At 67.2% G+C, this 13,340-nt stretch carries 8 protein-coding genes and 4 pseudogenes; 5 read left to right on the plus strand and 7 right to left on the minus strand.

Features of this window, described 5'->3' with window-relative positions:
• Nucleotides 1-1,266, plus strand: a complete 1,266-nt coding sequence (locus BVIR_RS09905; protein WP_169788600.1) for an aminotransferase-like domain-containing protein — start codon at nucleotides 1-3, stop codon at nucleotides 1,264-1,266.
• A 245-nt stretch (nucleotides 1,267-1,511) separates the two neighbouring features.
• Here the strand turns inward: BVIR_RS09905 and BVIR_RS09910 are convergent.
• Nucleotides 1,512-2,954, minus strand: a pseudogene (locus BVIR_RS09910) (ATP-binding cassette domain-containing protein); the annotation flags it as partial.
• Between the two features lie 109 nt (nucleotides 2,955-3,063).
• Between BVIR_RS09910 and istA the strand changes: the two are divergent.
• Both istA and istB read left to right on the plus strand, forming a co-directional pair.
• A pseudogene (gene istA / locus BVIR_RS09915) lies at nucleotides 3,064-4,633 on the plus strand (IS21 family transposase).
• Complete coding sequence (gene istB, locus BVIR_RS09920; protein WP_055037524.1) at nucleotides 4,563-5,291, plus strand: IS21-like element helper ATPase IstB; 729 nt, start codon at nucleotides 4,563-4,565, stop codon at nucleotides 5,289-5,291. Before istA ends, istB begins: the two are co-directional and overlap by 71 nt.
• A gap of 158 nt (nucleotides 5,292-5,449) precedes the next feature.
• Here istB and BVIR_RS09925 read toward each other — a convergent pair.
• The 6 genes and pseudogenes from BVIR_RS09925 to BVIR_RS09945 form a co-directional block, all read right to left on the minus strand.
• Nucleotides 5,450-5,893 (minus strand): annotated as a pseudogene (locus tag BVIR_RS09925) (class I SAM-dependent methyltransferase); the annotation flags it as partial.
• Between the two features lie 264 nt (nucleotides 5,894-6,157).
• Nucleotides 6,158-6,766: a DUF1419 domain-containing protein gene (locus BVIR_RS09930; protein WP_055037526.1), complete on the minus strand. Its 609-nt coding sequence runs from the start codon at nucleotides 6,764-6,766 to the stop codon at nucleotides 6,158-6,160.
• A gap of 140 nt (nucleotides 6,767-6,906) precedes the next feature.
• Nucleotides 6,907-7,866, minus strand: coding sequence for a DUF3991 and toprim domain-containing protein (locus BVIR_RS09935; protein WP_055037527.1), 960 nt, complete (start codon nucleotides 7,864-7,866; stop codon nucleotides 6,907-6,909).
• 206 nt (nucleotides 7,867-8,072) lie between these two features.
• Complete coding sequence (locus BVIR_RS09940) at nucleotides 8,073-8,258, minus strand: hypothetical protein (protein ID WP_055037528.1); 186 nt, start codon at nucleotides 8,256-8,258, stop codon at nucleotides 8,073-8,075.
• 362 nt (nucleotides 8,259-8,620) lie between these two features.
• On the minus strand, nucleotides 8,621-8,947 hold the full coding sequence (locus BVIR_RS16430; RefSeq protein WP_082416939.1) for a tyrosine-type recombinase/integrase: 327 nt from the start codon (nucleotides 8,945-8,947) through the stop codon (nucleotides 8,621-8,623).
• Between the two features lie 34 nt (nucleotides 8,948-8,981).
• A pseudogene (locus BVIR_RS09945) lies at nucleotides 8,982-10,079 on the minus strand (IS256 family transposase); the annotation flags it as partial.
• Nucleotides 10,080-10,209: 130 nt separating this feature from the next.
• On the opposite strand from BVIR_RS09945, the gene BVIR_RS09950 reads away from it, so the two are divergent.
• A complete protein-coding gene (locus tag BVIR_RS09950) occupies nucleotides 10,210-10,626 on the plus strand; it encodes a hypothetical protein (RefSeq protein WP_145912002.1) in 417 nt (138 codons plus the stop codon).
• A 98-nt stretch (nucleotides 10,627-10,724) separates the two neighbouring features.
• Nucleotides 10,725-13,277, plus strand: a complete 2,553-nt coding sequence (gene secD / locus BVIR_RS09955; RefSeq protein WP_055037530.1) for a protein translocase subunit SecD — start codon at nucleotides 10,725-10,727, stop codon at nucleotides 13,275-13,277.
• Nucleotides 13,278-13,340 lie beyond the last annotated feature (63 nt).

Raw genomic sequence — 13,340 nt, forward strand, 5'->3', positions numbered from 1 at the left:
GTGAGCGTCGTTACCAACAACGCCGACGGTGCCGTCCCGGCACCGGTCTTCGCGTCCCGCTATGTCGGTGGACTGCCAGCCGTTTCCCCGAGCCCACCGGTGGGGCCGCGGTTTTTGTTTGATGGCGGTCACAACGCGCCGGAGCTCGTGCCCTCCGACGCGCTGGCGCGGGCCGCCGACCATGCGATCCGTGCCCACGGCGCACTGCTGGCGCGGTATCAGCTCGGGCACGGACCGCTCGGGTTTCTCCCGCTGCGCCACGTGCTGGCCGACATTCTCGCGCGCTACCGCGACATCGCGACGAGCGCCGACAACGTTCTCGTGACCTCCGGCTCCGGCCAGGGCCTCGATCTCGTCAACGCCACGTTCGTTGCCCCCGGCGATACCGTGCTCGTCGAGGAGTTCACGTTCCACGGGGCGATCAGCCGGTTCCGCCGAGCCGAGGCGAAACTCGCCCGCGTCGCCGTCGACGAGCATGGCCTGCAGCCAGAAGCGCTGGCCCAGGTGCTGACGGACCTCGTAGCCCGCGGCGTGCAGCCGAAGTTTCTCTACACCATCCCGACTGTGCAGAACCCGACCGGCACGATCCTGTCGCCGGAGCGGCGACAAGCGGTGCTGGCGGTTGCCGACCAATTCGACTTGATGATCGTCGAAGACGATTGCTATGCCGATCTCAGATGGGGCGAGACGCGGACTGCAGCACTCTATGCGCTACGCCCCGACCGCGTCGTTTATGTCGGCACGCTTTCGAAGACGCTCGCGCCGGCGCTCCGCGTCGGCTACGTCGTCTCGGGCGCGGACGTGCTGCAGCAGATCGCCCAGTCGAAGCGCGACGGGGGAACGGGGGCGCTCGACCAGATTGTCGCCGCGGAATACCTCGCGAGGGAATTCGACGCCCATCTCGCGCGGCTGATTCCGGCCCTCGAACGCAAGATGCACGTCATGGCCGCGGCCGTACGCGAGGAGTTCGGCACCGCCGCCGAGTTCGTCGAGCCGGAGGGTGGCATCTTCATCTGGATTCGCCTGCCGGATGGAACGGATTCTCGGGCGTTTCAGACAGCGGCGACCGCCGCCGGCATCACATACAATCCCGGCAACGAATGGACAGCCGAGCCCGATGCCGGCAAAAGCCGCATCCGTCTTTGCTTTGCGTTCAACAGCGAGCAGGAGATCCGCGAGGGCGTTGCGCGGCTGGCGCAGCTGTGCTTCGAGGCGACGGGCGTACCTGCGCGCGGCGCCAATCTCGATCGTGCGAGCGTGAGGTGACCGCGACGCGCATCATGGTCATAAGGTTTCCGGCGGACCAGGCCGCAGAGCCGCATTCCAGACGCTGAGACACCTTTTTCGGATGAACCTCGACTCGTCATGCCCGCATGTGTTGCGGGCATCCACGTCTTAAACGCGTTTGAAATCAAAGACGTGGATGGCCGGGACAAGCCCAGCCATGACGATGGCTGTTTATCGCCGAGGGCCGCGCGTATCATCGGAAATCGCATCACGTGCTGCTTCGATCAATCGGCAGGGACGACCGGCCGGGGGCGAGATTGCACCACGTGGGCGACGCCGGCGACACCTGACGGGATCGACGCCAGCAGCGACCTTGTATAGGGCTGCCGGGGATTGTCGAAGATGTCGGCGACGGTCCCGTGTTCGACAATGCGCCCGCGGTGCATCACCGAGATGGTGTGGGCGAGTTGGCGCACCAAGGCCAGGTCGTGGGAGACGAACACATAGGTCAGGCCCAACTCGGCCTGCAGCGAGAGCAGCGCCTCGATGATGTCGGCCTGGACGGTCACGTCGAGCGCAGAGGTGGGCTCGTCGAGCACGATCACGTCCGGCTTGAGAACCAGTGACCGGGCGATGGCGACGCGCTGGCGCTGGCCGCCAGACAGCGCTGCCGGCTTGCGGGAGAGCAGGTGCTCGCCGAGCCCAACGTTGGCCAGCGCCTCGCAAACTCGATCGGTCCGCTCCTTGCGGGTTCCGATCTTGAACCGATCGAGCGGCTCGCGCACCAACTGCTCGACCGTCCAGGTCGGATCGAGCGAGGTGAACGGGTTCTGGTAGACGAGTTGAAGCTGGCGCCAGGCCGCGCGCAGCGAACCCTGCGCGCGACCGGTGAGCGGATTGCCGGCGACCGTAATGTTGCCCCTGTCGGGTTCTTCCAATCCGAGCAGCAGCCGGATCGTCGTGGTCTTGCCCGAGCCTGACTCGCCGACCAGCGCGTGCGTGGTGCCGGCCGGGACGGTGAACGACACGTCGTCGACGGCCGTCAGCGCCTTGCCGTCGACCGTGAAGGTCTTGGTGACGGCGCTGACCTCGATCTTCGGTGCCGCGCCGGCGCGGGTTTGGAGGTGACGAAAACCGGGGTCGCGCCGTTCGGCGTAGCGGTCGGGGTTGAGGGCCGGGACGTCGGCGTACAGCTTCTTTGAATATGCCGACGCCGGCGACGAGAAGACAGAAGCGGTGCGGCCGGCCTCCTGGATGACGCCGTCCTTGAGCACCACCAGCAAGTCCGCCCGCTCGGCGGCGATAGCCAGGTCGTGGGTGATGAGGAGCAGGCTGATATCCAATTCGTGCTGCAATCGCGACAGCAGGTCGAGAATCCGCTTCTGGATCGTGACGTCGAGCGAGGATGTCGGCTCGTCCGCGACCAGCAGCAGCGGCCTTGGCAGCACTGCCAGGCCGATCAGCACACGCTGCAGCATGCCGCCGGACAGTTGGTGCGGGTAGGAGTCATAGGCACGCCTGGGATTGTCGAGCCCGACCTGGGCGAACGTCTCCAAGACCAGTTCCTGGCGAACCGCCTTGTCGGGCTCATCGAGCAGCGCGGCCGCCTCCATCGCTTGCGCGCCGATCGTCCGCACCGGGTTGAGCGAGTTGCCGGGGTCCTGCGGAACGAACCCGATGGCCCGTCCCCGCAGCGGCCGAAACCGACGCTCGGACAGCCCCAGCATGTGATTAGGCGTGGAATAAGGCCCCCGTTTTCGGGGTGATCGGCGTCCAAACGGGACCCCCGTGTTTTGGGGTTCACTGTGCCTCCGGTTGGCTCGGAGGCGTTTTGGGATGCTGGTTGTGGAGACGACTGCCAAGATCCGCCGTGCGCACTTTGTTCAGGGCAAGCCGATCAAGGCGATCTGCCGGGATCTGGGCGTGTCTCGCAAGGTGGTGCGCAAGGTCATCCGCTCCGGCGCAACGTCTTTCGAGTACGACCGGTCCGTTCAGCCGATGCCGAAGATCGGGCCGTTCAAGGCCGTGCTGGACGACCTGCTGGCAGCAAACGACGCCAAGCCGTCACGCGAGCGCCTGACGCTGATCCGGGTGTTCGAGGAGCTTCGCTGCCGTGGCTATGAGGGCGGCTATGACGCCGTCCGTCGATATGCCGGCGCCTGGAAGCAGGAGCGCGTCGCCAGCGTGGCGGCAGCCTTTGTGCCGCTGTCGTTCGCGCCGGGCGAAGCCTATCAGTTCGACTGGAGCCACGAGATCGTGCTGATCAACGGCACGACGACGACGGTGAAGGTGGCGCATGTTCGGCTCTGCCACAGCCGGATGCTGTTCGTGCGGGCCTATCCGCGCGAGACGCAGGAGATGGTATTCGACGCCCATGATCGGGCGTTCGCCTTCTTCAAGGGGACGTGCACTCGCGGCATCTACGACAACATGAGGACCGCGGTCGACACGATCTTCGTCGGCAAGGAGCGCGCCTATAACCGCCGCTTCCTGCAGATGTGCGGCCATTATCTGGTTGATCCCGTTGCCTGTACGCCTGCGTCGGGCTGGGAGAAGGGCCAGGTCGAGAACCAGGTCGGCCTGGTCCGCGAACGGTTCTTCACGCCGCGCGTCCGGGTGAAGAGCCTAGCCGAACTGAACGACTGGCTTACGGATCAGTGCGTCGCCCACGCCAAGGCGCACCGCCATCCCGAGTTCTGCGAGCGCACCGTGTGGGAGGCGTTCGAGGCCGAGCGCCCGAGCCTGGTTCCCTATGCCGGGCGCTTCGACGGCTTCCACGCCGTTCCGGCATCGGTGTCCAAGACCTGCCTGGTGCGGTTCGACAACAACAGGTACTCCGTGATGGCGAGCGCCGTCGGCCGCCCGGCCGAGGTCCGCGCCTATGCCGACCGCATTGAGCTGCGCCAGGACGGCCGCGTCGTCGGCACGCATCCGCGCTGCTTCGGCCGCGATCAGACCGTCTACGACCCTTGGCACTACGTCCCTGTTCTGGCCCGTAAACCCGGCGCCCTGCGCAACGGCGCACCGTTCAAGGACTGGGTGTTGCCGGTCGCGCTTGAGCGGATCCGCCGCAAGCTCGCCGGATCGAATGACGGCGATCGGCAGATGGTGAGCATCCTCACCGCCGTGCTGAGCGATGGGCTCGTCGCGGTCGAGGCGGCATGTGCCGAGGCGCTACGCGAGGGCGTCCACTCCGCCGATATCGTCCTGAACATCCTTGCCCGGCGCCGCGCGCACGCGGCACCGATCACGATCCTGACCCCGGACGCCCTGCGACTGCGCCATGCCCCCGTTGCCGATTGTGCCCGCTACGACAGCCTGAGGAGGGCTCTGTGATGGAACGCTCCGAGATCCTGGCCACCATGGCCGACCTGAAGCTCTACGGCATGAAGGCCGCCTACGATGAGATCATCACCACGGCGATCAAGCGGACGCATGAGCCGCAGCGCGTGGTCGGCGATCTTCTCGCCGCCGAGATCGCCGAGAAGCAGGCCCGTTCGATCAAGTACCAGATCACGCTGGCCAAACTGCCACTGGCCAAGGACATCGGCGACTTCACCTTCGACGCGACGCCGATCAACGAGACCTTGGTCCGCGACCTCGCCGGCGGCGGCTTCCTTGCCCACCAGCGCAACGTCGTCCTGGTTGGCGGCACGGGAACAGGCAAGACCCATCTGGCCATCGCCGTCGCGCGGGCCTGCATCCGTGATGGCGCCCGCGGCCGGTTCTTCAACGTCGTCGACCTGGTGAACCGCCTGGAGACGGAGGCGCGCGCCGGTCGTGCCGGGCGCATGGCGGACTACCTGTCCCGGCTCGACTTCATCGTGCTCGACGAACTCGGCTACCTGCCGTTCGCCCAGTCCGGCGGACAACTGCTGTTCCACCTGATCAGCCGGCTGTACGAACGGACCTCGATCCTGGTCACCACCAACCTTGCCTTCGGTGAATCGCCGAGCGTGTTCGGCGACGCCAAGATGACCACGGCGCTGCTCGATCGCCTGACGCATCACTGCGACATCATCGAGACAGGCAACGAGAGCTGGCGCTTCAAGAACCGCGTCTGAACAGGCCGCGATCGCCGTTGGGTGCCGACGCTCCGCCCCCGGCTCCGCGCCGTCACCCAACGGCGCATCCTGCGCGAGCCAAAGGGGTCCCTATTGGATGCCGATCCGGGGTCCCATTCCGACGCTGATTGACAGTCTGCCTCCGAAACGGCCTCCTACAGCTCGGCCCCAATCTCCTCCCAACCTGGCCGGAAAGTGGCCTCGCCTGGCCGGCGAAAGATGCCGCCCGCGAGGTCGGATGCGCCAAAGCCAATGAAGCGGATCAACTGTGCCTGCTCATCAGCGGTCGCCGGACGCTGGGCGGCTTCGAGGTCCGCGGCGAGGCGGATGGCGGCGACGTTGTCGCGGGCTCGCGCCTTCCAGCCCCGGTGAAGTCCGCGGTCGCCCTCAAGATGAAAATTTCTGCCGTGCGCAACCGCTGGCTTTGCGCGGGGCGTCGCCGCGCGCGCCAGCATGGCCGGCGCCGTTATGGTCGGATCGCACTCGCCATCATCGGCGTCGGTGGCAAAACCGCCGGCAACCGCGGTGGCGTCGAGACCGAGGCCGGATGAGAGAGCAGTGCCACCGAACAGATCGAGGGTGAAGGGATCGGTCTTCGCCATCGTGTTGGTCTCCTGGCGTAAAGGCGCGCGCCATCGGCCCGCAGGCCAAGCCGGCGGGCCGAAGGTTGCGGGCGTGTTGGGGAAGGCGGCGGTGCCGCCGAAGGAATCAGCGCGGGATCGAGGGCGGCGACAGGGATGTGGCGCCCGTCATGATCGTCACGTGCGTGGCCGGCAGCGACGCGGCAACGCACGTCTCGTTCGCGGTTGCATCGACGTGGACAACATCGCCACCGCCGAAATGCGAGCGTCTCGTCGCGTCCTCGCTCAGGCCACCTGCCGCGCGGCGAGATCGCGCAAGTTCACCGGCAGCTTCGCCGAGATCTCGACATCCGTGAGCTGGTCGAGGATCTTTCGCGTGGCGCCGGGGCGCCGGCCATAGCAAAGAACGAAACGCTCGCCGCGCAGAGGCTCGGCGAAGTCCTCGCAGGCATAGCCGCGATAGTCATCGTGGGTGATGCTCCATATATGCTCAAGGCACTCTTCGCGCGTCATCGCCTTCAGCGGCCGTGATTCCCGCACCATGATCGCCTCACGCGTGCGCTCGCACGACGTCCTGTCGGCAAGATCGCAATAAGCGTGAAACTGCCTAACGCAACCGTCGATCGTCAGCGTGAAGAAGACGCTGGTGATAGAGCCGGTCAGGAACTCGCACAGTGCGAACATGTCGCTCCGGATCCACAGAGGCGGCAGGATGTCGAGCATATAGGTGCATTCGCCCTTGCCGATCTCGAACCATTCGCCGTGGTAGAGGGTGCTGTCATCGGCCTGCCACCGGTTCGGGCGCTGTGCGTGACGGTCGAACAGCCGGAACATCTGCCGGCGGTCGGCGACGCCCTGATAGACTTTACGGATCGGATTGGTGGAGAGGTTCATGGCGAGCTCCTTCGGCCTCGTCGGGCGGGAGCGCGGCGCATCCCCTCGATGTCGCCATCATCTTCACCCCGTCCTGACCCCTCCCCCGCGGCCGCATCGAAGTCCCGGCGGGTCAAGGGCCGGCGCAGCCGGGCGAAGCGTCACCCTTGACGCGCCGGGTGGGCATGCGGCAGGTCCTCTCTCTCCTCCCTTTCCCGCCTTTCTGCCCACACCTTCTCCTTCAGGGCTTCATTCCAGTCCTCGGCCGTCGGCGTCAGGCGGAACCAGTCGGCCCCGGCGGCTTCCGCGATCTCCCTCAGACGGCTAGCGAAAGCCGCGCCCTGGCTGTTGGCGTCCGTCGCAGCGATGAGCTGGGCTCCGGGACGCGCCGCGAGCGTCCGCAGCCCGGCTTCGGTTGCAGGCGACCAGCCGCCACCGGTGCTGAAATAGAGGCTTTCGTCCCGCGGGCCCTCCAATGCGGCCAAGCTCATCGCGTCGATCGCGGCTTCGGTCACGCAGATGCGCAAAGCCTCGAGCGTCCCGAGGCGAAACAGCACCTTGGATCCGCCGGTTGAGAATCCTCGCCAGTTCGGACCGCGCTCCTCCCATCTGGTGACAGCGCCACCGTCATCGACATGGGCCGCCCACATGCTGCCGTGCGGGCCTTCGCGGAGCTGGTCCTGCCGGATCGCCGCACGGAGGATCATTTCCGGAAGACACCGTTCGTTATGCAAATAGTGCCAGGTCGCCGATCCCGGCCAGGGCGTCCGGCGGGCGCGCCATCGTTTGGAAAGAGGAGCAGGTGACTCCCGATCCCGCGGCGCGCGCCTCCAGCGCGGCTCCGCTGGGACGAAGCCCACGAGTTCTGCGGCGCGGACGAGTGCGTCAGTGAACGCGACGCCATCCAGGTGGCGGATGAGCGAGAGCACATCACCCTTTGCCTCCGAGCGAGGGTCGAACCAGCCCTTCCCTTCATGGATCATGATGACGATGTCGTCGCCCCTACGGTGCTTGACTGCACGGCGGGTGTTCTCCTTCAGATCAATCGCAAATCCGGCCCTCTCCAGCACCGTAGCGCACGACACCCGCGTCTTCAGATTTTCGACCTCGCTCGTCGCCATGTTTTCTCCCCGGGTGCCGCCGCATCCAGCCTTTCATGCGTGGTTCTCTCCCGCACACATTGCGGGACCACCACGCCCGGCCGCGAAGAGCGGAGCCCGCAAGGGCGCGGGATTGCAACTGACGAAAAAATGACCGGCGTCGAGCGCGGCGTAGCTTCCCTTGCGGGGGACCGCTCGCAAGCGGCACCCCCGAAGGGCAGGCCGGCTCAATGAGCCGGCTCGCGATCATGGGGATCGAACTCGTGGATGATGTGAAGATCGTCGTCGTCGTCGAGCTCATCGCTCGGGAGCACGCCGTATGCACCGCCGGCCTTGAAGACGGTGACCAGGACCACCAGCGTGCAGGCGAGCTCGAAGGCGTGGTGCTGGGCGAGGGAAAGGTCGTTCGACATCGTGAAGGCTCCATCCGAGAGCGGGCCACTTCCCGCTCGATGGCTCCCTCAAATGGCCGGGGCCGGTCGCGATCACCGCGGCGGCGAAGCCGAGAGCGGCGGCACGCTTGCGTCGCCGACCCCTCGCGGGTTGATCGTGGAAGATCCGGAACCGGACCAGGATGCCATCCCCTTAAGAGCGGGATTGCACGGCTCGCGGTTGCATGCCCTCTCGAACGCGATGCGTCTTCACCAGAGTCGCCCTGCAGCCGCTATCGCGATTTCGTCGTCGCGATGGTCCTGGCGGCTGACCGCCGCGACCTCCAAGCTCGCCACCGCCCGCATGCTCGATCCGCGCAACGCCGCCTCCAGCCTCGGCGAGGTTATCGGTCTCGGCTCGGTCGACGAGGGCGAACTATGCCGCGCTCGACTGGATCAGCGAGCGCCAGCCGGCGGTCGAGGTGGCGCTCGCCCGCAAGCATTTGCGGGAGGGCACGCTGGGCGTAGAAGGCCGTGGTTGCGCGTGAGCGGTGCCGCAGCACGTCGCCGATCTCGTCGAGCGAGGCGCCCTTGCGCAGCAAGCCGGTCGCGAGGCTGTGCCACAGCAGGTGCGATCCGATATATTTTTGTGGTGGTCGGACCCCGGTTTCCCTTAAGGCCGCGCGCGGAGCCGGATCGTGTCCCTGAACGTGGTGTATCTGCCGGAGCAGTCACCATTGGTCGCCGGCTTGGCCGGGACGCTCGTCAGGCTGCCATGTCCGGCAGGCCGACGAGGTGATCATCGCCGAGGGCGGTGATCGTCTCAAGGGTCATGTTGCGGGCTCGCTGCACGGCCCATTCGTCGTTCTGCTCAAGGAGGATGGCACCCACGAGCCTGGTGATGACCGCCTCGTTGGGGAAGATTCCGACCACCTCCGTCCGACGTTTGATCTCGCCGTTGAGGCGCTCGAGGGGATTCGTCGAGTGCAACTTGGCGCGGTGCTGGGCGGGGAAGCTCATGTAGGCCAGCACGTCCGGTTCGGCGTCGTCCAAGAGGGCGGCGAGCTTGGGGACCTTCGGCCGGAGTTGATCGGCGACGCGGCGCCACTGCTGGCGGGCGCTGTCGGCGTCGTTCTGGGCAAAGGCGGTGGCGATGAAGGCGGACACAACGCGGCGCCCCTGGCGGCCGGCGTGGGCGAGTACGTTCCTCATGCGGCAGCGTTGCCACGTGGCCGTCAACACCTTGGAGGCGGCGGCCTTGATGCCCTCGTGGCTGTCCGAGATCACGAGCTTGACGCCCCGCAGACCGCGGCGGGCGAGCTTCCTCAGAAAGGCCGTCCAGAAGGTCTCGGCCTCGGACGGGCCGATGTCCATGCCGAGCACCTCGCGCCGGCCGTCCGTGTTCACGCCGACGGCGACGATCACGGCGACCGAGACGATCCGCCCGGCCTGGCGCACCTTGACGTATGTCGCGTCGACCCAGAGATAGGGCCAATCCCCCTCGATCGGGCGGTCCAGGAACGCCTTCACGCGCTCGCCGATCTCCTCGCACAGCCGCGACACCTGGCTCTTCGAGATGCCGCCCATACCGAGCGACTTCACCAGGTCGTCCACGGAGCGGGTGGAGATACCCTGGATGTAGGCCTCTTGAATGACGGCGGTGAGCGCCTTCTCCGCCATCCGCCGCGGCTCCAGAAAGCCGGGGAAGTAGCTCCCCTTTCGAAGCCGCGGGATCCGGAGCTTGACCGTTCCGGCTCGCGTCTCCCAGTCCCGCTCACGGTAGCCGTTGCGCTGGACCAGCCGCTCGGCGCTCTTCTCGCCGTAGCCGGCGCCGGTGAGCGCACCGACCTCCATCTCCATCACTCAAGCCGACAGATGGCTCAGGCGCTGCCGGCTCACTGGATTTGGGCGCCAGGCCGCTTATCTTCGTGCGGATTGACGCTTGGCGGATCGATGGGGTTTTGCAGACCTTGACAGTGATGCACCGGACCGAATGACGACATCCTGGGATTGGCAACCGAGACTTTGGCTCGGCGGCTTTGCCCGTTTGAGCGCCTTGGTGTGCCTGTTTGCGGGTGTCCTGGTGCTGACCGCCACCGGTACGCTGCAAGGCAGCGGCGGGGTCCTGTCCGGCCCAATCGACAGCGTTGCCGCCAGCGATCGGCTCACGCAGCCGACGCTGCCCACACGCGATGGCGTGCGGATTACGGCAACGGAGATCCGCTGGGCGGCGATGTGCGCCGACCTCGCAAGCCCGCTCGGGGGAACGCCCGCGGCGCTGGCGTTCGACAGCCGTCCGCTGCCTGCGTTCGGCCCCGCGCGCACCACGACGTTCCAGACGCTGTTCGCGATCGTGTCGGCGGCCAGCGCAACGGTGTTCGACGCACGGGCACCACCCGCGGCGGGCTGATCGCGCCGCTCGGCAGAACACTTTCCTTCAATTTCTCACGTGATGGCGCGGACGGTCTGTCTGCGCGCGTCCTCGCGCGAGCTATTCGGATCACTCCCATGCGAACGCCTCGCTGGGTGCTGGCAATCTATGCCCTCGTCATTTTCGTCGGCATCGTCGTCGCACTCCCCAACATCCTTACCCCCAATCAGCTCGGGGCGTTGCCGTCCTGGATGCCGCATCAGCAGGTCACGCTCGGCCTTGACCTACGCGGCGGATCGCACCTCGTGCTCGAGGTCGATTCCCGCGCGCTGGCGCAGGAGCGCCTGCAGAACCTGGTGCGCGATGCCCGCACCGAGTTGCGCCGCGCCGAGATCGGCGCCGCCTCGATCCGCCGTCAGCAGGACGCCGTGATCGTGACGCTGGCCGATTCCGCCCGGCGCGCCGACGCCATCGCCGCGCTGCGCGCCCTTGCCATGCCCCTCAGCGGACCGGGCTTCTCGGGCGGCCACGACCTCGCGGTGACGCCGGACGGCGACGACAGCGTGCGCATCGCGCTGACGGCCGAGGGCGTTCGCGACCGCGGCAATGCCGCCGTCGAGCAGAGCCTGGAGATCATCCGCCAGCGCATCGATCAGGTCGGCGTCGCCGAGCCCACCATCCAGCGTGTCGGGGCCGACCGCATCCTGGTGCAGCTTCCCGGCGTGCAGGACCCCAGCCGGATCCGCCAATTGCTCGGCAGCACCGCCAAGCTGAGCTTTCACATGGTGGTCCCCTCGGACATCGCCGCAACGGGCAGCGGCCTGCTGACCCTGCCCGGGCGCACCGCCGGCGAGCGCTACACCATCGAGGAGCGGGCCGCGCTGGCCGGCGACCGGCTGGCCGACGCCCGCGCCAGCTTCGATTCCCACACTCAGGAGCCAATCGTCTCGTTCCGCCTCGACGCGGCCGGCGCCAAGGTGTTCGCCGACATCACCCGTGCCAATGTCGGACGGCCGTTTGCCATCGTGCTCGACGGCAAGGTGCTGAGCGCCCCGGTGATCCGCGAGCCGATACCGGGCGGCTCGGGCCAGATCAGCGGCCGGTTCTCGGTCGCCGAGGCCACCGACCTCGCCGCCCTGCTCCGCGCCGGCGCGCTGCCGGCGCCGCTCACCGTGGTGGAGGAGCGCACCGTCGGCGCCGACCTCGGCGGCGACGCCATCGCCAGCGGCCTGTCCTCCGGCCTGGTCGGCTTCGGGCTGGTGTTCGCCTTCATGGTGGCGCTCTACGGCCGCTGGGGCCTCCTCGCCAACCTGGCGCTGGCGCTCAACGTGATCCTCACTTTCGCGGCACTGACGCTGCTCGGCGCCACCCTCACGCTACCCGGCATTGCCGGAATCGTGCTCGGCATCGGGCTCGCGGTCGACGCCAACGTGCTGGTCAACGAGCGTATCCGCGAGGAGACGCGCAAGGGCCTCGGCGCGATGGCGGCGCTCGACACCGGCTTCAGGCGCGCCTACGCCACCATCATCGACTCCAACGTCACCGCGCTGATCGCGACCTGTCTCCTGTTCGCGTTCGGCTCCGGCCCGGTGCGCGGCTTTGCCGTGACCATGGGGCTCGGCATCGCGATCTCGATGTTCACCGCGGTGTCGATCGTGCGGGTGGTGATGACCGCAATCGTGCGGCACTTCCGGCTGAAGACGCTGGCGATCGAGCCGCCGTTCGGCATCAAGCTGATCCCCGACGGCACCGCGATCCCGTTCATGCGGGCGCGGTTCGCCGGCATTGCGGTGTCGGCGGTGCTGTCGCTGGCCTCGATCGGGCTGTTCATCTATCCCGGCCTCAACTACGGCGTCGACTTCAAGGGCGGCATCCAGATGGAGCTCGCCACCGACGGCCCGGCGGACTTCGGCAAGCTGCGCACCGAGCTCGACAACCTCGGCCTCGGCGAGATCACGCTCCAGCAGTTCGGCGGACCCTCGAACGTCCTGGTGCGCGCCGAGCGCCAGCCGGGCTCGGAGGAGGCCCAGACCGTCGCGGTGCAGACGATCCGTGCCAAGATCGCCGAGATCGCGCCCGGAGCCAAGATCGAGCGCACCGAGGTGGTCGGGCCGAAGGTGAGCGGCGAGCTCGCGACCGCCGGCATCCTGTCGGTGGTGTTCGCGAGCCTGGCGATGATGGCCTACATCTGGCTGCGGTTCGAGTGGCCGTTCGCAATCGGCGCCATCGCGACGCTGATGCTCGACGTCACCAAGACGGTCGGCTTCTTCGCGCTCACCGGGCTCGACTTCAACCTGACCGCCATCGCCGCGCTGTTGACGCTGATCGGCTACTCGGTCAACGACAAGGTGGTGGTGTACGACCGCATGCGCGAGAACATGCGGCTCTACAAGACGATGAGCCTGCGCGACATGATCGACAAGTCGATCAACGAGACGCTGGCACGCAGCCTCTACACCTCGGTCACGGCATTTCTGGCCATGCTGCCGATGGCGATCTTCGGTGGCTCGGCGGTCGAGAGCTTTGCCGTGCCGATGGTGTTCGGCATCGCGGTGGCGGCGAGTTCGTCGGTGTTCATCGCCGCGCCGATCCTGCTGTTCCTCAGCGACTGGCGAGGGCGCCAGCGCGCGGCCGGCTCCAGCGCCGCACCCGCGGGCCCGGCGGCCGCACCGACCGACCGCGAGGCGTGAACGAAAGGCGGCTTTCCGGCTTGATGCGGTTTCCGGCCTGATCGGCCGGATTTCGTATGATCC

The sequence above is a fragment of the Blastochloris viridis genome (genome assembly GCF_001402875.1).
GTDB lineage: Bacteria > Pseudomonadota > Alphaproteobacteria > Rhizobiales > Xanthobacteraceae > Blastochloris > Blastochloris viridis.

What these genes read in the sequence shown, in the direction of transcription:
- istB (WP_055037524.1), top strand. Translation starts at nt 4,563, where the DNA reads ATGGAACGCTCCGAGATCCTGGCCACCATGGCCGACCTGAAGCTCTAC.
- BVIR_RS09930 (WP_055037526.1), bottom strand. Translation starts at nt 6,766, where the DNA reads ATGAACCTCTCCACCAATCCGATCCGTAAAGTCTATCAGGGCGTCGCC.
- BVIR_RS09935 (WP_055037527.1), bottom strand. Translation starts at nt 7,866, where the DNA reads ATGGCGACGAGCGAGGTCGAAAATCTGAAGACGCGGGTGTCGTGCGCT.
- BVIR_RS09940 (WP_055037528.1), bottom strand. Translation starts at nt 8,258, where the DNA reads ATGTCGAACGACCTTTCCCTCGCCCAGCACCACGCCTTCGAGCTCGCC.
- BVIR_RS09950 (WP_145912002.1), top strand. Translation starts at nt 10,210, where the DNA reads ATGACGACATCCTGGGATTGGCAACCGAGACTTTGGCTCGGCGGCTTT.
- secD (WP_055037530.1), top strand. Translation starts at nt 10,725, where the DNA reads ATGCGAACGCCTCGCTGGGTGCTGGCAATCTATGCCCTCGTCATTTTC.